Here is a 20,414-nt window from a genome sequence, read left to right on the forward strand (position 1 = left end):
AGAAAAATTTGAAAAAAATTATTCATTCTCTTTTTTGTATATTTGGTTTTCTATAAAAATAATTTAAATGGAAAACATTAAGTCGTACGTTCAACAACATAAAGATCGCTTTATCAATGAGTTGATCGAATTATTAAAAATTCCGTCGGTAAGTGCCGACACTGCATATTCACAAGATGTAATTGATACATCTGAGGCTGTAAAAGTAAGTTTAGAAAAAGCAGGCTGCGATTTAGTTGAAGTTTGCGACACTCCGGGTTACCCAATTATCTACGGAGAAAAAATAATCGATCCCAATCTTCCTACTGTTTTAGTTTACGGACATTATGATGTTCAGCCGCCGGATCCAATGGAATTGTGGACGTCTCTACCTTTTGAACCCGTTATCAAAACAACAGATATTCATCCCGAAGGAGCTATTTTCGCCCGTGGTGCCTGCGATGACAAAGGCCAAATGTACATGCACGTAAAAGCGCTTGAATATATGGTTCAAAGCAATACTTTACCTTGCAACGTAAAATTCATGATCGAAGGCGAAGAAGAAGTAGGTTCGGCAAGCTTAGCCTGGTTCGTAGAACGCAATCAGGAAAAACTGAAAAACGATGTAATCTTAATTTCAGATACCGGAATGATTTCGAACCAACAACCGTCTATCACGACAGGCTTACGAGGTTTAAGTTACGTAGAAGTTGAAGTTACAGGACCAAACCGCGACCTGCACTCAGGTTTATACGGCGGGGCAGTGGCGAACCCAATTAATATTCTGGCAAAAATGATTGCTTCACTTCACGACGAAGACAATCATATTACGATTCCGGGATTCTACGATAAAGTACAGGAATTATCTGCAGAAGAAAGAGCCGAAATGGCAAAAGCACCTTTCAGCTTAGAAAAATATAAAAACGCTTTGAATATCGCTGACGTTTATGGCGAAAAAGGCTATGTAACCAACGAACGCAACTCAATCCGTCCAACCTTAGATGTAAACGGAATCTGGGGCGGTTATCAGGGCGAAGGCGCAAAAACAGTTATTGCGAGCAAAGCTTTTGCTAAAATCTCGATGCGTCTGGTTCCAAATCAGGATTGGCATGAGATTACAGAACTTTTTACCCAACATTTCACCAGCATTGCGCCTGCCGGTGTTACCGTAAAAGTGACGCCGCACCACGGAGGTCAGGGCTATGTTACGCCTATTGACAGTATTGGATACAAAGCAGCAAATATGGCTTACACAGAAACTTTTGGAGTTCCGGCCATTCCGGTTCGTTCCGGCGGAAGTATTCCAATTGTGTCACTGTTCGAAAAAGAACTAAAAAGCAAAACAATTTTGATGGGATTTGGTTTAGACAGCGATGCCATTCACTCACCAAATGAGCATTTCGGAATCTTTAATTACCTGAAAGGAATTGAAACTATTCCGTTGTTTTACAAGTATTTTGTGGAACTTTCAAAGTAATTTCAACTATCAATACAATTCAAATCCGTTCAGCAATGAGCGGATTTTTTTTGATATAGATAGAAGAAAACTAATAGGATTTTTGTTGAATTTCTAACATAAGAAAGTCAGTTATTAAAATAAAAATTAGTTGTATTATTTTATTGATTAAAATTGCAAATTATTATTCAGGTTCAATCAAAATCAATCGGCGTGACATCACAAAAAAAACTTTCATCAATTCTTTTTTTACTCATTGTCTTTATTTCTGCAGCAATTAAAGCTCAAACACAAGTTCCGGATACGAATAAGGATTATCATCATATGTCTGAATTGGATGAAAAACCTGATTTTCCGGGTGGTATGCAGGGATTTTATGATTTTATAGGTGCTAATTACCAAACACCAAAAGTTCAGGGATTAGCGGGTAAAATCTATGTTACATTTATAATTGAAAAAGATGGTTCCTTAGCAGATATAAAAGTTTTAAGAGATATTGGTTACGGTACAGGAAAAGAAGCGATCCGGGTGCTTCAAAGTTGTCCTAAATGGATTCCGGGAAAATACAAAGGAGAACCGGTTCGGGTTTTATACTCTTTGCCTATTAATATTAAGGCTACTGAAAAGCCTGAAGAAAGAATATATTCAGAATCCGAAGTTTTTGAAAGACCAGCTTATCCGGGCGGTCTGCAAAATTTTTATATCGACATTTCAAAACACTTTAAAACTCCCGAAAAGGAAGGTCTAAAAGGGCAGCTTGTCATTGGTTTTGTAATTGAAAAAGATGGCTCGATAGGGAAAATTACGATTTTAAAAGATATCGGTTATGGTACAGGTGAGGAGGCTATGCGATGTATAAAATTAATTAAAAACTGGACTCCGGGTAAGCTTAAAGACGGAACAGCCGTAATTACAGCCTACAGTTTGCCTTTTACAATTCAATCAGCAAATTAATTGCTGAAAAAATCCGCTTCTAAACTTTAGAAGCGGATATTAAAAAAATTCAAAAAACTAAAAATAAATCCGGCTAAAATAAGTCCGGATTGTATCCAAAATAGGGCATGTTTTGTTCGTAAAAAACGACACCATAACTTTCTAATTCTTCTAAAATAGGCAAATACACTTCTTTGTTGATTGGAAGCTGTACGCCCGGAGTTGTAATTTTGCCATTCAAAATCAATAAAGTCGCAATAGCCACGGGAAGTCCGACAGTTTTTGCCATTGCAGTATACGTCTGATCATCGCCAATGCAAGCCATTTTTGAGTCTATTTGTCTTTTCTCACCATTCAGTTCGTAACCAAATTTATGATACATTACAATCATATCTTTATCATCTGGCTGCAGCGCCCAGCTGTCAGTGAGTATTTTTTCTAAAATCTGTGCAGGAGTTGCATTAGGTAAATTCACTTTTTTGTCAGGATTAAATAAATCCAATTCCAAAAGCTTGTCCCACATAATATCATCCTGATCGATTTTTAAAATCAAACGCATTTTTATTTCCACAGAATCGGTTGGGTGATAAGGCAAAAAAGAATTCGTAAACTGACGGTAGCTCATGTTTTCAGAATCTTCCATGATGTAGCTGTCATCTGTCATTCCTAATTGCACAAACATATTCCATGCTTTCGAAAAGCCAACTCTTCTAATCGTTCCTCTGTATAAGGTCAGAATATCATCTAAACCGTAAATTGACCGGTATTTAAGCGAATCACGGTTGGAATAGGCTTCAAATTTACCGTAGCCCTCTACTTCGAGAAACTCCGTTCTGCGAAATAAGGTTCCGTATGGAATGTATTTATAAGTACCTTCCTGAATAAACTTGGCTGCGCCACCCTGACCCGCTAATACTACATTTCGCGGCGCCCAGGTAAATTTGTAATTCCACAAATTATTATCTGATTCCGGAGCTACCAGACCCCCACAAAAAGATTCAAAAAGCAGCATCTTACCGCCTTTCGACCTAATTTCGTCAATAACTTTCATAGCACTCATATGATCTATTCCGGGATCGAGGCCAATTTCATTCATGAAAATCAAATTGTTTTGTCTGGCTTCTTCATCAAGTTCCATCATGGCATCGCTGATATAGGAAGCAGTAACGAGATGTTTTTTGTATTGCAGACAGTCTTTTGCAATTTCAATGTGTAAATATGCAGGAAGCATAGAAATGACGATTGAAGCTTTTTCTATGGCAGCTTTCCTTTCTTCAATATCAAAAATATTCAGGGCAATTGGGGTGGCATTGGGATGGTTGTTGATTTTTTTTTCGGCCAGGGCCAATGACAAATCAGCCACAATAATATGCAGGTTTTCGCTTTCAGATTTTGAAAGTAAATACCGTATCAAAGATGATGCGGATCTTCCGGCTCCAATTATTAGAACATGTCTCATGATTTACATATATAACACAAACATAGTAAATTGTTACAAAAATAACAATTAATGAATGGTGAAATTTTTAAAATAAATGGAACAAAGTAAATCAGATTTTTTTGAAAAGTGTATTTGAAATGTTTTTTGTTTGATTGAATTAAGACTATTTTTGTGATATTAAATACAAGTAAAAATGGAAAGAAAAATAATTATTACAGCTGCTATTTTTGGAATGTTAGCCATTATTTTAGGTGCTTTTGGTGCCCACGCCCTAAAAGCGATATTGATCCCGGAACAATTAACCAGTTTTGAAACTGGTGTCCGTTATCAAATGTACCATGCTTTCTTTTTATTTTTTGTAGCGTCCAGAAAAGAGTTGTCTTTAAAAACGTTAAAAGTGATTTATAATTTAGTATTGGGAGGGGTGCTTTTATTCTCAGGATCCATCTTTTTGCTGACTACAAAAAATGTCACTACAATTGACTTTAAAATTATTGGATTCGTAACTCCAATTGGCGGATTCTTATTAATCTTCGCTTGGTTTGTACTTTTAGCTACTTTTTTTAAGAAAAAATCATAAAATTGGTTTAAAAAAATTCTATCTAAAATTTAATACTTAATTTTGTTGTATATATAACAGGAAGCTTTGTCAGTGTGAATTTTATATATTATTTGTAGATATTCATAAATAATATAACACAAACGAAGTGCCTTTGTATTTTTTAAAATTGATATTTTAAAGTAAATTATAACACAACAAAAATTTATGGAGACTAATACACTTTCCACGAAATCGATTTCGCTTATGGATTTAGGAATAACAAATGCTAACGTACAGTATCAATTATCAGCAGATGAACTGCATGCGATTACTGTGCAGTCAGGGCAGGGTGTTGAAGCTTCGACAGGTGCTTTGGCAATTAATACAGGCGAATTTACCGGACGTTCTCCGCAAGATCGTTTTATTGTAAAAGATAAAATTACAGAAGATAAAGTATGGTGGGGAAATATAAACATCCCGTTTTCACCGGAAGCTTTTGAAAAATTATATAATAAAGTCACACAGTTTTTATCAAACAAACAAGTTTTTGTACGCGATTCATATGTCTGCTCTGATGCCAATTACAGATTGAATGTGCGTGTAGTAACGGAAACTGCCTGGTCTAATTTATTTTGCTACAATATGTTTCTTCGTCCGGAAGAATCTGAACTGGCAAACTTTACTCCGGACTGGACCGTGATTTGTGCACCAGGTTTTATGGCAGATCCTGCTGTAGACGGAACACGTCAGTCTAATTTTGCTATTCTGGATTTTACTAAAAAAGTAGCCTTAATTGGCGGAACAGGTTATACAGGAGAAATGAAAAAAGGAATCTTCTCTGCTCTTAATTTTATTCTGCCGGTTTTCGAAAATACATTGCCAATGCATTGCAGTGCCAATGTTGGAGAAGCAGGAGACACAGCAATTTTCTTTGGTTTATCAGGAACAGGAAAAACAACTTTATCTGCAGATCCGGAACGTAAATTGATCGGTGATGATGAACACGGATGGACAAGCGAAAACACTGTTTTTAACTTCGAAGGAGGCTGTTATGCCAAAGTAATTAACTTATCAGAAGAAAATGAACCGGATATTTTCAGGGCGATTAAAAAAGGAGCGCTTTTGGAAAATGTGGTTTTTAAAGCCGGAACAAACGAAGTTGATTATGAAAATATTTCGATTACACAAAACACACGTGTAAGTTACCCAATAACACATATCGATAATATTCAGCCAGGTTCAATTGGCCATAATCCTAAGAATATATTTTTCTTAACGGCAGATTCTTTCGGAATTTTGCCTCCAATCTCAAAACTGACTCCGGGTCAGGCAGCTTACCATTTTATTTCAGGCTACACTGCAAAAGTTGCCGGAACTGAAGCCGGGGTTACAGAACCGCAACCTAACTTTTCAGCCTGTTTTGGAGCGCCTTTTATGCCTTTGCATCCAACAAAATATGCAGAAATGTTAAGCAAAAAAATGAAAGATGCCGATGTAAAAGTCTGGCTAATCAATACCGGATGGACAGGCGGACCATACGGAACAGGAAGCCGAATGAAGTTAAAGTATACCCGCGCCATGATTACGGCAGCATTAAACGGAGAACTGGATAATGTGGAATACGTAGACCATAAAGTATTTGGAATTGCAAAACCACAATCCTGTCCGAATGTTCCAAGTGAAATTTTAAATCCGAGAAATACCTGGGAAGATCCTGCGTTATATGATAAAAAGGCGTTAGAATTGGCTCAGAAATTTAAAGCTAATTTTGCCAAATTTGAAGAGTTTGCAAATGCCGAAATTTTAGCCGGCGCACCGATTACAGAATAAAAGAAATTATTGATTCAAACTAAAAAAAGCTGTTCGTTATGAACAGCTTTTTTGTTTGGTTTCCAATCGCAGCTAAAAAATAAAAATAAACACTAAACACTGCACTGCGATTGAAAACAACACTGAAAGTTTATTTTTTTGCTTCGTCGATACGTTTCTGGATCAAATCCCAGGCGTAATAATGAAATGTCATTCCGTTGCTCATGGCTACAAAAAGACCGTTATTATAAGCTCCGCCTAAGTTAACGCTGGTTACATCGGCACCATCGCATTCAATTGTTGACGTTGGAACTTCTGCCAGTAATTTATAGCTGTCTGGATTTCCGTTAACGCCTTCTCTCGGATAAACCATAAAAGAATTTGCCTGTTGGTTGGATACTAAAATATATCCTGTAGAATCTGTTTTTTTGTAAATCGCAATTCCTTCATGATCTGCCTTGAAATCTTTCTGACCGAAGAAAGCCAGTTCTTTATTGTCGTTTAAAGCCGGATCTGCTTTGTATTTCCTGATTCCAACTTGCTCGTCACAATAGTAAACAGCACCTAATTCATTATCAACTGCGATAGCTTCGATTTCTTTTTTTCCGCTGTAAGTTCCAAATTTGCGAACGACTTTTGCAGCAGCATATTTTCCTGAACCGGAAAGTTCATACTGCCATAAATAACTTCCTGAAGGACCAGATTTTCTTCCCACAATAGCAAATATTTTACCGTCAGTTGGTCTTGTGTATAAAGTAACTCCCATTGGGTCACGCAACTCTTCTCCTTCAAATACTGAAATTCCGCCATTGTCAATCGGGTTTAAATCGGGTAAGCTAAAGATTCTTATTTTGTTGCTTTCACGTTCTGTAGTCACGGCAATGTCAACTTTTTTTCCGTCAATAATCAATCCGTAAGCAATATCAACATTGTTTGGACGCTTTAACGGAATTGATTTTTTTAGTATTTTTCCATTTAGATCAAAAGCATATAAGCCACCATCTGTATCTTTATCAGTTCCCACAATAATACTTTTTGAAGCATCTGTTGGATGGATCCATATTGAAGGATCATCAGTATCATGAGGCAAGGCTTCTGTAACGGCTGTTGGTTTTACCGCGTTTGGTGCAACCGGAGCTAATTTATCGTCTTTACAAGCCGTAAATAAAATGCCTGAAAACAAAAGAACGAGTATAAATTTATTTTTCATTGAATTTTCATTTGAATAAAATTAGACAGAACCGTTATGTTCTGCCTAATTTAAGAATTTTATAATTTATATTTTACAAGTCAAACTTCAAACCTAAATTATAGCGGGCCTGATAATATTCTACTTGTTTGGTATGCGCTTCAACTCCCTGGTAGTAACGTAATGGCTGATTAGTCAGGTTGTTTGCTTCTGCAAAAACACGAAGTTTAGGTGTAATTTTGTACGACGCATTTGCGTCTAAGAAAAATTGTTTGTCATAGTAACTGTCGTTGTATGATTCTGAACCTAACTCATCTAAATAATCAGATGCAAAATTGGTAGAAATTCTTGCTGAAAAACGTTTGTTTTCCCATGATAATGAACCATTAAACATGTGTGGCGTAGTTCCCGGAAGGCTAATATCGTTTCTTTCATTACCGTCCTCATCAGCAATTCCTTTTGCTTTAGACTTTGTGTACGTATAATTCAAATAAACATTAAACCCTTTTAAAAATTTCCCCGGCAGGAAATCTAACTGACGCTGAAATGCCACTTCAAAACCGTAAACATCAACATTATCACCATTTCTGGATTGTATAAATTCCCAATTTTCACCCGCTGGAATTGGATTAACCTGATTTGGAAAATCAGCAGCAAATTTTTCAGTTGTATATTGATTATCACTGTAGTTGTAAATGAAATCATTTAATTTCTTATAAAAAACACCTCCTGAAATTAATCCAACCGATTTGAAATAGTTTTCTACCATAAAATCATAATTGTATGAATAGGTAACATCAAGGTTTGGATTTCCAGCTGTAATAGCCATATCCGAAGCAATATTGTTTACGTAAGGTGCAAGGGCATAATAATCTGGTCTTGCCAAAGCTGTTGTTGCAGCCAATCTTAAAACTAAATCTTTAGTTGCATTATATTGAAATGAAATACTTGGCAATAAATTCGTGTAAGAGTTTGTCGTGTTAATTTCACTTTCTAATTCTTCTTCATCCAATACACGATTTCCTGTGTAATCAATATGAGTATTTTCTATACGGAAACCTAAAACCATTGAAAGCTTATCGTTAAAATCCTGATCCCATCTGATGTAAGCGGCATAAATATTTTCTTTAGCATTATAATTTACTGCTAAATATTCTGAAGGATCTGATTCTTTGTCAAATAAAGATGCGTTGTTCAAATCAAGATTTCCTAAAAAGTTAGCCGAAGCAAAAGTTCCCGGAACATATTTACTTCCCGGATTGAAGTTTTTACCATCAAAATAACTCGTTGAAATCTCTGATAAAAGCCCCATTCCATCGTTGATTGGCTCATAAGAAAAGAAAGTATTGTTTCTTTCTTTTTCTTTCATTCTCAAACGAAGTCCGGTTCTGATTCTTCCTTTTTCTGCAGCGATAATCGAGAATGGAAAACGGATATTGATTTTAGCACCAAATTCACTTTCACTTGTTTCATCCGTATTTTCAGAAGCCGAGTCAAATTCTAATTCATCTAATGACTCTCCTACACTTGTAACTAAAGGAAATTTATTTTCAGAAAAATCCTGATTAATGCCTAATCCTTCCTGACGGTATTCGATATAACGCTCTCCCGGGCGGTATTCTCTGGCTTTAGCATAATTAGCAGACCAGTCTAAATCTAATTTTGAGTTGATCAAATGTTCTCCGCGTAACGAATAATTTTGTACTCTTTGATCTTCTAATCTTCTGTTTTTGTTACGGTTATTATCAACACCACCTTTGGTTTCACGTTTTACACGACCTTCAAAACCGGTAATTTCTTCACCATTATAGATAGCTTCAATATCATCGTAAGTAGTTCTGAAACGGTTTTCCCTGTCGTCTCTCCAGTTGTAGATTGCATTGGCGAAAATACTGTTGTTCTCATCAAATTTATAATCTAAAGCAATAGATCCGCTTCGGCGAATACGCTGTACATCGTATTTTCTGATTTCAGCAGCCTGTACAAATTCGTTTCCGAAATCATCTTTTACCCATTCGTTTTCGATGTTGTCAGATCCGTAATCTACATTATTATAAGAACCGCTGAAGACAAATCCTAATTTATTGTTTAAGAAACGATTTCCATACACTAATCCTGCAGTGTAAGAAGCGTGTTCGCGAATTGGAAGATAACCTCCTGCAAGTGTTGCCGAAATTCTTTCGCCGTTTGGAGTTGCTCTTGTCACTAAATTAACAGAACCTCCAATCGCATCAGCATCCATGTCTGAAGTCAGGGTTTTATTAACTTCAATAGTCGAAATCATATCAGACGGGATTAAGTCCATCTGAACATTTCTGTTGTCTCCTTCTGCTGACGGAATACGATCACCATTTAAAGTTACTGAGTTCAAAGAAGGAGCCAGACCTCTGATAATAATGTTTCTGGCTTCACCCTGATCATTTTGCATCGTAATACCCGAAACACGTTTTAAAGCATCTCCCACATTGGCGTCCGGAAAACGACCTACCTGATCTGATGAAATTACGTTTCCGATATTTTTATTGTTTTTTTGCTGGTTTAGTGCTTTTGCCTGACCTTTTAAAATGTCTCCCACTACAACCTCATCTAATTCTGTTCCTGTAGTTTTAAGAGCAAAATCAATTACATTGTTTTTACCTTGTTCAACTGAGATTTCTTGTGTGATGGATGTATATCCTATGTATTTTACAGTTACCTGATACGTCCCAATATTAATATTAAGTAATTCAAATCGTCCATTATAATCAGAGATGGTGTATTTATTCTCTCCAACAATTTGAATCATGGCTCCCGGTAAAGGAAGTTTATCGTCGGCATCTAATACCTTACCTGATATTATTGCTTTTTGAGCGTAGCCTGTGAACGTTAATAAAAATAGCATTGCTGCTACATAAAAATTTTTCATTTTGTTTTTGGTTTGATTTTGGTGCGAAACTAAAACCTTAGTGTTATTAAACTCCTTCAAAAAAATTATCATACTGTTATGATTAGGTGTTTTTAATTAGAAAATAGTAATGTTTATGTAACATTGAAATAGCATAACTAGTCAGTTATTAGGAAATAGTTACTAGTGATTAGTAGAATGTGGGAACTATTAACATTACAGTTCTTATAAAGACCTAAATTTAGATAGCTAAATGAATTTTCTTTCTTATATCGGTGAACAAAAACTAATTGCTAATCACTAATTACTATGGACTAAACAATTATAAAACCACCAAATAATTGATTCACAACTAAAAACAAATTAACTATTTGCATTGCAATTGAATTTTTGGCGTTAAATTTGCCTTATCAATCACAATCAAAAATCATCAATCATGTTAAAACAATTTTTTATCCTGTGCTCAGGTGCCGACAGGAATCTTCTCGAAGGCTGTTCAGAAGGCGAGCAAACCAAATATGTTGGTATTGGCGCCACCGTTTTTTTTACCGCAGTTATGGCTTTTTTGGCCAGTGCTTATGCGCTTTTTACTGTTTTTGATTCTATCTATCCGGCATTGATTTTCGGGTTTGTATGGAGTTTACTTATTTTTAATCTGGATCGTTTTATCGTTTCAACTATTAAAAAAAGAGATCGCTTTATGGATGAATTCCTGCAAGCAACTCCCCGAATTATCCTGGCGATTATTATTGCTATCGTAATTTCGAAGCCTTTAGAAATCAAAATTTTCGAAAAAGAAATCAATACCGTTTTGCTAAAAGAAAAAAACGAAATGGAACTGGCTAATAAAAAACAAATTGGAACCTATTTCAAATCGGATTTAGATAAAAATAAGGCTGAAATTGCTGCTTTAAAAGCGGATATTCTAAAAAAAGAGAAAGAAGTAAATGCTTTATACTCGACATACATAACAGAAGCCGAAGGAACTACCGGAACAAAAAAACTCGGGAAAGGTCCTGTTTATAAAGAAAAGAGAGAGAAACACGACGCATCTTTAAAAGAATATGAAACGTTAAAAACCGCCAACGAGGCCAAAATTGCCGAAAAAGAAAAAGCAGGTAAACAGCTTCAGGCTGATTTAGATAAGAAAGTTTCACAAACACAGCCCATCATCGAAGGTTTTGACGGATTAATGGCGAGAATAAATGCCCTGAATAAGTTACCGTGGCTTCCGTCGTTTTTTATTATGTTATTATTCCTGGCAATTGAAACTTCTCCAATAATTGCCAAACTGCTTGCCCCAAAAGGCGAATTCGATATTAAACAGGAAGAAGCCGAGACTGCCATGAAAGCTACTTTGGAACAAAATAAATACCAGCGTGATTTACTGATAAAGACAAGCGCCGAAATGCACGACAAAGTATATGCTGATATTGCCGAAGATAAAAATCTTTACAATCTGCAGCGAAAAAATGCAACTGAATTATTAGAACTGCAATCAAACGGTTTTTTAGAAAAACAAAAAAGTACATTATAATTCTAAAAAGATTTAAGACAATTATAAAGAAAGAAGCTTCACAGGCTTCTTTTTTTTGTTTATAAAAAATCAACCAAAGGAAAAATGTCTATTAATTCCCAAAAGAGAAAATTCAGCTTAGTGAAAATATTAATTTTTCTAAAATCCATTGGAGTAAAACCATAAAACGTTTTAAAAGCAGCCGAAAAATGGGACACATCTTTATAGCCGCATTTATAAGCAACCTCCCCTACATTTGAATTTTTGTTTTTGAACAGTTTTTTGGCATATTCCATTCGGAGTTTCGTCACATAACTTTTTACCGTGGTTTCAAAACAGGCCTTAAATCCCTTTTTGAGTTTAAATTCGTTGAGTGATATCAATCTGGAAAGCTCCAGAAGCGAAGGTGCATTTGTAAAATTGCGTTCTAAAATTCTTTTGGCCTCCAACAGTTTTTTGTAATCCTTTTCATCTACAGGTGCTTTAGCCTCAAATTCCTTTAAGGATTCAAGCTGAAAAATTAAAAGCTCTTTTATCTTGGCTTCCAGGTACATTTTTTTCATGGAGCCCGAATATTTGCAATTCTTTATTTCGTGAATAGCCCATTGAATTTCTGAATTGAACGGAACATATTTTGGCGTCAGATAACCGGATTTTTTCTGTTGAATATTTTTGGAGAATTTTTGATGTAAATCCCAGTTTTCATTAATCAGTTTAGAATAAAAATCGGGAGATAAAATAATCGACAGATAATTAATTTTTTCTGATTCAGGAATTTTAAATGTAGCGTTGAGTTTTGATGTGTAAAGAATATTATGAGTGTTTTCTGTGGTGTATTTTTCGCTTTCAACCTCGTCAATATTTGCCTCTACATTATTGCAGCAAATAAAATTGAGTACTACCGATTCGCCAATCATTTCAGTCCGAATTGTTTGAGGAGTGGAAAAATACATCTGAATATCAATAATCAAAATATCTTCGGTAACAAGATTAACGCTGGTAATTTCTCCCAGATTATCTTTTTTAATACTGACTTTTTCTTCAGTAAAATGATTTTTTTGATTGTAAGCACCTGTTTCTATGTCTATAATAGGCTCTTCTTCTCCCAGAATGATTGATTTAAATCTCAAAATATAATCCGTTTTTACAAAATAATAATCCGTTTTTCCCTATTTGTTTTAAGAACTGTCATGGTACTTTTGTCGCAAATTTATTTATAATAAGTCTAATTAAGAACAATATCTGCTAAAATTTTTAAATACCACCCATGCGCAACCTATACTCTTTTCTCATTCTGTTGATTTTGATGGCTTTACCATTATTTTCGCAGGAAAAACAGACTAAAGAAAAAACTGCTGCTACTGAAAAAACCAAAGAAGAAAAATCAGAAGCAGAAACATTAGAAAACATTACCGTACAGGGAACATCAAAAAAGAAAAAAATAGAAACTTCTGGTTTTGCAGTATCAATCATAGAAACCAAGGAAGCTTCATTAAGGAATTTAACTACCAATGAATTACTGGACAGGTCGGTTGGTGTACGTGTTAGACAAAATGGAGGAATAGGCTCAAATGTAGTGTATAACCTGAATGGAATGTCCGGAAGTACTATAGGAGTTTTTCTTAATGGAATTGAGGTTTCTACTTATGGGCAGTCTTTTAACCTCAACAATATTCCGCCAGCCATGATCGAGCGTATAGAGGTTTACAAAGGAGTTTTGCCTTCTCATTTAACAGGTGATTATGTCGGTGGCGCAATTAATGTGATACTAAAAAAAGATGTGTCTCAGAATACTGCTAACGTTTCAGCCTCTTATGGATCATTCAACACTTTCCAATCCGATTTTGGTGTAATGTACCGGGATAAAAAAACAGGGTTTTCATTTAGAGGATCAGGTTCTTATATCTACACAGACAATAGTTATGAAACTTGGGGACACTCATCAACTTATGTAAATGAATTTCAACAAATTATAAGAAACTACAAAGCAAAACGATTCAACAATACTTATAAAAATATAAACGGGCGTTTTGAAGTTGGTTTTACCAACACCAAATGGGCTGATCAGTTTTTTATTGTGTATAATGGATCCAGCAACTATACCGAAATTCCTCACGGTATAACAATGTCTGTACCTTATGTGGGTAGATTTAATGAAGCGGGGGCGAATGTATTTGAACTGAACTACAACAAAAGGAATTTTCTTGCAAAAAATTTAACTTTTAATGTCAATGCCGTGCGAAGCGAACGTAATAGCTATTTACAAGATACTGTTGATTATGCTTACAATTGGGATGGTAAAATAAGACATATTTATGAAAATGGCGTTTTGGTTAAATTGAAGACAAAAGAGGGAGGACAACAAGGAAAAAAAGTTATTACTGATACAGATACAAAAATCACAAACGCACGAGCCAATTTGGGCTATTTGATTACAGATGGACATCGTGTATCGTTAAATCATAAATTTGAAGCAACAAACAGAAAAGAGGAAGATTTATTAAATCCTGCATCCAAAGATTTAGCTACCGATAGTAATATCTATAAGAATATTACTTCTATGTCTTATGAAGCGGAAACTTTTAATAAGAGATTAAAAACCAATATTTCAGGAAAGTACACCAATAATCGTGTCAATGATTTACGAAAAAAAATAGTAACAATAGAAGGTGTAAACTCAATTGTAGAAGAAAATGTTACTACTATTGACAGAAATTTTGGCTTCGGTGGTACAGTCTCATATAATTTAATTCCCAGTATGTTTATCACTGGTTCTACGGAAAACTCATATATAATGCCCTCTGATATGCAATTGTTTGGAGCACCTGAACAAAATATACTCCCAAATCTTCAATTGCAGGCAGAGAAATACATCAATTATAATTTAGGTTTTCGTTGGAATCCATCTGACTTCGGAAAACATAAAATAGCGTTTTATGTTAACGCTTTCTGGCGTAATGCTTACAATAAAATTACGCCGCAAACTGTAGTTGCCGCAGATATTGAAAATGAATCGGATGCCGATATACAAGTGACTAAATTTGTAAATCTTCAAAAAACACAAGCAAAAGGTTTCGAAGCAGAAGTCATTTACATCTATAACAACCGTCTTAATACATCTTTTAATATTTCAAAATTCAACAATCTGGATAAAAGTGATTCTGATGAAAATGGTGCACCAAATAGATATTATGGCCATCAGGTATCCAACGAGCCTTTTTTTACCATGAATATGAACATGCAATATAACTTTTTAAATGTTTTTCAGAAGGAATCGCTATTAAGTACTTATTATAATGCAGGTTATGTAGGTGAATATTTTACTGTTAGAGGAGAACCGGCATACTCAATAACGCCTACCCAGATTACACATGATTTAGGAGCGAGTTACCGTTTTCCTTCTAAAAAACTGGTAGCCAGCCTAGATGTAAAAAACATCTTCAATGCCGAAGTCTATGACAATTTTCAAATACAAAAACCGGGTAGAGGAATCTACTTCAAATTGAATTATACCCTTAGTAAATTTTTATAATCAAATTAATCAATATCATGAAAAAAAATCTATTTAGAATAGCATTATTTAGTACTGTTATTGCAGCCTTAACATTAGGAAGCTGTAGTAGTGACGACAACAACGATCCAGGAACTAATCCGCCTGTTGCAGACGGTACACGCTGGATAACTTTAACAGGATCTTTTCCTGATGCGGCAGGAACAGCAGGAAATGGAGGAACGCGTGCTTACGCAATTACTCAGGAGAATGCGGCTAACCCGGATTATGTAGTAGATCTTTTTAAGATGGAGAGCGAGAAATATGTTGTAGGATTTGCTTTGAAATCCAGTCGTACTGCACGTGTTCAGGCTTCTGAAGATGGTAAATTTTTATACAATATCCAGTACACAGGAACTGAAGGCGGTGTATTTAATAAATACAGCGTTTCCGGACAAGGGAAATATACAGAAGTTGGTTATGAGCTTAATACTGCAACTATTTTAGGTACGTCTCCTCGTTGGGTTAAAGCAGCAGAAGGTATTGGTGTAGGGGTATCTTTTGGTGAAGCATTAGATCCTTATACTGGAAGTGCCCCAAATTACGTATGGAGACATCCAAAAGGTAAAATCAAAATTGCAAACATCGACTTAAATAATACTGCCATCACAAATACCGGTAATATTGACGTAGACCTTGGAGCTGAATTAGAAGCACAAGGTTACCATGTATGGAGAGCAGACGTACCTGTATTAAATCAGGCTAAAGACAAATTATATATTGGTTTAGGTGTTAGAAGACACAACGTAAACGGTACAGTAACAACAAATGCAAATACCGGAGCTATCTCTGGCTGGCAGACAACTAACGAAAGAAATTTAGGTACTCTTACTTATGTAGTAGATTATCCAAGTTTAAGAAATGCTAAGATTATCACTTCAGAAAAAAGTATGATTGACAATTTAGGATACCGTACATTAACACAGTATGTTGGAACTGATGGAAATCTTTACCAGGCAACTGCTACTTCTGGTCCGGATATCCTACGTATCAGTAAAGCAACAAATGATTACGATCAGACTTACCACTTCAATCTTAATACTGCTTTAAGCATAACTGGTTCAAGTATTAAAGCCTGGAGATATATTAAAGATGGAGTAGCTGTTGTTCTTTATACCGTAACAGGTACTAATGGCGGTTATGTTGCTTTAATAGATTTAAATGCTAAAACAGCAACTAAATTAGCGACAGATAGTGAAGCAGACACAGCATTAGCAACAACATTTGGTCAGTTTCAAAACATCGGTTTAGTTGGAGATAATGTATATCTTCCATTAACTCCTTCAGGTAAAGATGGAAATATTTATATAGTAAACTGGAAAACCAAAACAATCAAAAAAGGAGCTACATTAAAAGCAGCTTCAGGTAGTTTCTATTTAGGTGCTTACTAAGCAATCTTAGAAAATATTAAATTCAGTTTAAAAGCAGATATTAATGAAAAATTAGTATCTGTTTTTATTTTTAGAAAGTATAAAGCATAAAAAAACCTATTTTACAAGAAGTGAAATAGGTTTTTTTATGTGAATAGTTTTTTAAACGTTCTTCAAATTGATAATTTCCTGATCCGTCAAAAAGCGCCAGTTACCTCTTGGAAGGTTCTTTTTAGTTAAACCTGCAAAAGATACACGGTCAATACGTAACACATCATAATCAAAGTTTTCAAAAATAGCACGAACCACTTTTACATTTGATGAACGTAATTTAAGCCCTATTTCGCTTTTTGGTTCATTATCAATATAACTTACTTCTTCTACAAAAACGCGGTGTCCGTCCAAAACCAAACCTTTACTGATTTTTTCTAAATCTTCAAATTTCAGGTTTTTATCCAAAGAAACCTGATAAATTTTTGACGATTTCTGACTCGGCAAAGTAAATTTACGAATCATGTCCGTATCATTGGTAAACAACAATAAACCTGTCGTGTTTTTGTCCATTCTTCCAATCGGAGCAATTTTAGCAGTTGTAGAACCGCGAACCAATTCTAAAACGTTACGGTATTCCTGACCTTCGTCAAGAGCAGTGGTAAAGTTTTTAGGTTTATTCAGTAAGATATATTCTTTCTTTTCAGGAGTTAGAACCACACCATCAAAGTTTACAACATCGTTCAATTTTACTAAATAACCCATTTCAGTAACCGGAACGCCATTTACTTTAACGTTTCCTGACTGAATGTATATATCTGCATCACGACGCGAGCAAACACCTGAATTGGAAATATATTTATTCAAACGTATTTCGTCAGAAGCTTTTTGTCTCTTCGGAGCCTGATTTTGTTTTTTAAGTTTTTGTGCTTTTTCTTCTTCGGCTGCCTTCACAGCAGGTTTCACTTTCTTCGGCCCTTGAGCACGCTTTGCCATAGGAGGTTTTGGCTTGCCGGAGTTTGATCTTGAGCTGTTTGGTCTCGATCCGCCTCTTTTATTATTCCCTTCCTTATTATTCATAAATTCTGTAATTTGTGCAAAGATAGTTTTTTCCTGCTAATAATCTTAAGTTCAATGTTGTTAGATTAATAGCAATAAGGTTTTAATCGATTTGAAGCATCACATCCTGCTTTGTTTAAACATGGATTCCCGTTTTCCGTTCCCAATCTTTTATTTTTTGGCAGCAAAAAATAAAAGGATTTCCACTTCAACCGGGGCTAGATCAAATCAATTGGCTTCTTTTAATATTAATAAACAGAGTTTTACCACAGAGATTCGCAAAGTGAACCTGGAGTTACACAAAGTTTTTATATTCTCCGTGAATCTTTGCGAAAAATTCTCTGTGGATCTTTGCGGAATAAACCCTAAAAATTAGAAATCAATTGCTTTCCGTGCCACAAAACACTTGGGTTAATCAAAACAATACAAAATACACCTGAAACAATCAAAAATTTAAGCACATTATGAAGCAGTAAGTATTGTTCCTTAGAGTTTGATTTCCATAAATAAAGCAGAAAAAAAAGCATTGTTGCAAAGCACATATAGAAATAAATATCCATATAGCCCACATCATAAACATTAATCAGTACATAAACCGGAAGTACAGTCAAAAAAGTTAAAACAGTAATGATTTGTTTAGAAACACTTTCGTTATAAAGTATTGGAATTGTCTGATAATTATTGGCTAAATCACCTTTTAAATTCTCCAGATCTTTTATCATTTCCCGAATCAAAAGCAATAAAAACAAAAACATGGCATGTGCTGAAATTACGGCAAAATGACTTCTGTGATTTTCAATTTCGTCAAAGGAAATCTGATGGTAAAAAAAGTAAAGTAGAATGGCGAAAAAAGGCAGAACAGCCAAAAAAGCCGCTGTCAGATTTCCAACAACAGCGTATTTTTTTATCTTATGAGAATAAAACCAAATCAGGAAAATATAAGCTGAAAAAAATAAAAAAGCACGCCAGGAAACAATTAATGCCATTAAAACGGCAATAAAATTCAAAGTAAAATAAACCGATAGTTTTGTTTTTTGACTAACTAATCTGTCCAGCATCGATTTGTTTGGCCTGTTGATCAAATCCTTCTGGCTGTCGTAAAAATTATTGATGATATACCCCGAAGCAATTGTAATGGCTGAAGCAAAAACAATTAGGAATAATTTGAAATCAAGTAGAATATCAAGTGCTCTTTTTTCAGGAGCGAGTATAAAAATAGCTGATAAATACTGTGCTAAAACAATAATCGGAATGTTGTAGCCTCTTACCACAGAAAACAGACTGACAATTTTCATTACTAAAAGTTTGTGCTGTCTGCTTAACATCATACGTATTTAAAGTTTGGAAAAGTATAAATTTAGAATTGATAAACCACTTCTAATTTATAGTCTTTTAAGGAAACTTTAGCACGTTCTAAATCTTCAGTAAAACCCAGAATATAACCGCCGCCGCCAGAACCGCAAAGTTTTAAATAATAATCATTAGTGTCAATTCCGTTTTGCCAGATTCCGTGAAACTGTTCCGGAATCATTGGTTTGAAATTATTTAAAACGACTTTAGAAAGCTTTTTAGTATTCGTAAACAACGATTTCATATCGCCATGTAAAAAGTTGTCTACACAGGCATCGGTATATTTAACGAATTGGTTTTTTAGCATCGCACGGAAACCTTTGTCTTTCAGGTTTTCCATAAAAATATTAACCATTGGAGCCGTTTCTCCCACAATTCCTGAATCTAATAAAAATACAGCCCCTTTGCCGTCAAAACTTTGAGTAGGAATGCCGGTTGCTTCAATATTATCCTTAGAATTAATTAAAATCGGAATACTCAAATAGCTGTTTAATGGATCCAGACCAGAGCTTTTTCCGTGGAAAAAACTCTCCATATTCGCAAATATGTTTTTTAACTGCAATAATTTTTCACGCGTAAGATTCTCCAGAACCGTAATCTTATGTGTAGCATATTTATCATAAATAGCGGCAACCAAAGCACCGCTGCTTCCCACTCCGTACCCTTGCGGAATACTGGAATCAAAATACATTCCGGTTTCAACATCACTTTTTAAAGCTGCCAAATCAAAAGCAACCAAATTAGGCTGTTCTGTTTGTAAGGTTTCGAGATAAGTGGTGTAACGTTTTAAACTTGCATTTGAGGCAATAGCTTCTGCAGAAGGATTTTCATCTTTCTTTAGTGCACCATTGTAAAAATTATAAGGAATAGAAAGTCCTTTAGAGTCGCGAATGATTCCGTATTCTCCAAAGAGTAATATTTTTGAGTAAAATAAAGGTCCTTTCATAATTAATTGATAATTCACAATTTATAATTGATAATTATATGTTTTTAGAGGTTTTAATAATACTTGTAAGTAATTTTAATAACTCTGTGATTTTAGGTTTAATATTTTGAAATTCAATATCAGAAAGATATTTTGTTTCATACAACAAATCTAACCAATATTCTGTTTCGTTTGCTTCTTTTAATGAAATAGATAATTTATGGATAAAATCAGCTTTACTTTGAGCATGTTCCTATTCTCTTACATTGGCATCAATAGAGGTTCCGGATTGCAAAACTTGTCTGGATAAAACAAATTCTTTTTTCTCGCTTAAAACTTTATAAAGGTTCACAATTTCGATTTCAAAAGCAAAAGATTTTTCTTTGATAATGTTTTTCTTCTCCATAAAGTTAGTAATTTT

14 protein-coding genes and 1 pseudogene are annotated in these 20,414 nt (G+C 34.8%); 7 read left to right on the forward strand and 8 right to left on the reverse strand.

The features are described 5' to 3' along the window. The first annotated feature begins 67 nt into the window (after positions 1–67). Complete coding sequence (locus DMB68_RS11225) at positions 68–1,456, forward strand: dipeptidase (protein ID WP_110346761.1); 1,389 nt, start codon at positions 68–70, stop codon at positions 1,454–1,456. 192 nt (positions 1,457–1,648) lie between these two features. Next, entirely contained in the window at positions 1,649–2,389 is a 741-nt protein-coding gene (locus DMB68_RS23375; RefSeq protein ID WP_165830130.1) for an energy transducer TonB, read from the forward strand. 73 nt (positions 2,390–2,462) lie between these two features. Here DMB68_RS23375 and DMB68_RS11235 read toward each other — a convergent pair whose 3' ends face one another. Beyond that, on the reverse strand, positions 2,463–3,827 hold the full coding sequence (locus DMB68_RS11235) for a saccharopine dehydrogenase family protein (RefSeq protein ID WP_110346762.1): 1,365 nt from the start codon (positions 3,825–3,827) through the stop codon (positions 2,463–2,465). A gap of 175 nt (positions 3,828–4,002) precedes the next feature. On the opposite strand from DMB68_RS11235, the gene DMB68_RS11240 reads away from it, so the two are divergent. Together DMB68_RS11240 and pckA are read left to right on the forward strand one after the other, a co-directional pair. Next, the gene (locus tag DMB68_RS11240; protein ID WP_110346763.1) at positions 4,003–4,389 is read left to right on the forward strand and encodes a DUF423 domain-containing protein; all 387 of its coding nucleotides are present in this window, start codon (positions 4,003–4,005) and stop codon (positions 4,387–4,389) included. A 186-nt stretch (positions 4,390–4,575) separates the two neighbouring features. Next, entirely contained in the window at positions 4,576–6,180 is a 1,605-nt protein-coding gene (gene pckA / locus DMB68_RS11245) for a phosphoenolpyruvate carboxykinase (ATP) (protein ID WP_110346764.1), read from the forward strand. 130 nt (positions 6,181–6,310) lie between these two features. Here pckA and DMB68_RS11250 read toward each other — a convergent pair whose 3' ends face one another. Then, positions 6,311–7,369: a phytase gene (locus DMB68_RS11250; RefSeq protein ID WP_110346765.1), complete on the reverse strand. Its 1,059-nt coding sequence runs from the start codon at positions 7,367–7,369 to the stop codon at positions 6,311–6,313. Positions 7,370–7,442: 73 nt separating this feature from the next. Next, positions 7,443–10,253, reverse strand: coding sequence for a TonB-dependent receptor (locus DMB68_RS11255; RefSeq protein WP_231131642.1), 2,811 nt, complete (start codon positions 10,251–10,253; stop codon positions 7,443–7,445). 415 nt (positions 10,254–10,668) lie between these two features. Here DMB68_RS11255 and DMB68_RS11260 point away from each other — a divergent pair, with 415 nt between their 5' ends. Further along, the gene (locus DMB68_RS11260) at positions 10,669–11,769 is read left to right on the forward strand and encodes a DUF4407 domain-containing protein (protein WP_110346767.1); all 1,101 of its coding nucleotides are present in this window, start codon (positions 10,669–10,671) and stop codon (positions 11,767–11,769) included. Positions 11,770–11,828: 59 nt separating this feature from the next. On the opposite strand, the gene DMB68_RS11265 is transcribed toward DMB68_RS11260, so the two are convergent. Continuing rightward, positions 11,829–12,878: a helix-turn-helix domain-containing protein gene (locus DMB68_RS11265; protein ID WP_110346768.1), complete on the reverse strand. Its 1,050-nt coding sequence runs from the start codon at positions 12,876–12,878 to the stop codon at positions 11,829–11,831. A gap of 137 nt (positions 12,879–13,015) precedes the next feature. On the opposite strand from DMB68_RS11265, the gene DMB68_RS11270 reads away from it, so the two are divergent. Next, positions 13,016–15,280, forward strand: a complete 2,265-nt coding sequence (locus DMB68_RS11270) for a TonB-dependent receptor plug domain-containing protein (RefSeq protein WP_110346769.1) — start codon at positions 13,016–13,018, stop codon at positions 15,278–15,280. A gap of 17 nt (positions 15,281–15,297) precedes the next feature. Further along, entirely contained in the window at positions 15,298–16,689 is a 1,392-nt protein-coding gene (locus tag DMB68_RS11275; protein WP_110346770.1) for a hypothetical protein, read from the forward strand. Between the two features lie 141 nt (positions 16,690–16,830). Here the strand turns inward: DMB68_RS11275 and DMB68_RS11280 are convergent, their stop codons facing one another. The 4 genes and pseudogenes from DMB68_RS11280 to DMB68_RS11300 all read right to left on the reverse strand — a co-directional run bounded on the left by DMB68_RS11280 (position 16,831) and on the right by DMB68_RS11300 (position 20,399). Then, positions 16,831–17,739, reverse strand: a complete 909-nt coding sequence (locus DMB68_RS11280; protein WP_110346771.1) for a pseudouridine synthase — start codon at positions 17,737–17,739, stop codon at positions 16,831–16,833. A gap of 344 nt (positions 17,740–18,083) precedes the next feature. After that, positions 18,084–19,043, reverse strand: a complete 960-nt coding sequence (locus DMB68_RS11290) for a geranylgeranylglycerol-phosphate geranylgeranyltransferase (protein ID WP_110346773.1) — start codon at positions 19,041–19,043, stop codon at positions 18,084–18,086. Positions 19,044–19,075: 32 nt separating this feature from the next. Continuing rightward, complete coding sequence (locus tag DMB68_RS11295) at positions 19,076–20,014, reverse strand: mevalonate kinase family protein (RefSeq protein WP_031454193.1); 939 nt, start codon at positions 20,012–20,014, stop codon at positions 19,076–19,078. Positions 20,015–20,048: 34 nt separating this feature from the next. After that, positions 20,049–20,399: pseudogene (locus tag DMB68_RS11300) on the reverse strand (four helix bundle protein). Positions 20,400–20,414: the final 15 nt, after the last annotated feature.

The sequence above is a fragment of the Flavobacterium hydrophilum genome (genome assembly GCF_003202405.1).
Classification (GTDB): Bacteria; Bacteroidota; Bacteroidia; order Flavobacteriales; family Flavobacteriaceae; genus Flavobacterium; species Flavobacterium hydrophilum.

What these genes read in the sequence shown, in the direction of transcription:
- DMB68_RS11295 (WP_031454193.1), bottom strand. Translation starts at nt 20,014, where the DNA reads ATGAAAGGACCTTTATTTTACTCAAAAATATTACTCTTTGGAGAATAC.
- DMB68_RS11270 (WP_110346769.1), top strand. Translation starts at nt 13,016, where the DNA reads ATGCGCAACCTATACTCTTTTCTCATTCTGTTGATTTTGATGGCTTTA.
- DMB68_RS11280 (WP_110346771.1), bottom strand. Translation starts at nt 17,739, where the DNA reads ATGAATAATAAGGAAGGGAATAATAAAAGAGGCGGATCGAGACCAAAC.
- DMB68_RS11240 (WP_110346763.1), top strand. Translation starts at nt 4,003, where the DNA reads ATGGAAAGAAAAATAATTATTACAGCTGCTATTTTTGGAATGTTAGCC.
- pckA (WP_110346764.1), top strand. Translation starts at nt 4,576, where the DNA reads ATGGAGACTAATACACTTTCCACGAAATCGATTTCGCTTATGGATTTA.
- DMB68_RS11275 (WP_110346770.1), top strand. Translation starts at nt 15,298, where the DNA reads ATGAAAAAAAATCTATTTAGAATAGCATTATTTAGTACTGTTATTGCA.
- DMB68_RS11260 (WP_110346767.1), top strand. Translation starts at nt 10,669, where the DNA reads ATGTTAAAACAATTTTTTATCCTGTGCTCAGGTGCCGACAGGAATCTT.
- DMB68_RS11290 (WP_110346773.1), bottom strand. Translation starts at nt 19,043, where the DNA reads ATGTTAAGCAGACAGCACAAACTTTTAGTAATGAAAATTGTCAGTCTG.
- DMB68_RS11235 (WP_110346762.1), bottom strand. Translation starts at nt 3,827, where the DNA reads ATGAGACATGTTCTAATAATTGGAGCCGGAAGATCCGCATCATCTTTG.
- DMB68_RS11225 (WP_110346761.1), top strand. Translation starts at nt 68, where the DNA reads ATGGAAAACATTAAGTCGTACGTTCAACAACATAAAGATCGCTTTATC.
- DMB68_RS11250 (WP_110346765.1), bottom strand. Translation starts at nt 7,369, where the DNA reads ATGAAAAATAAATTTATACTCGTTCTTTTGTTTTCAGGCATTTTATTT.
- DMB68_RS11255 (WP_231131642.1), bottom strand. Translation starts at nt 10,253, where the DNA reads ATGAAAAATTTTTATGTAGCAGCAATGCTATTTTTATTAACGTTCACA.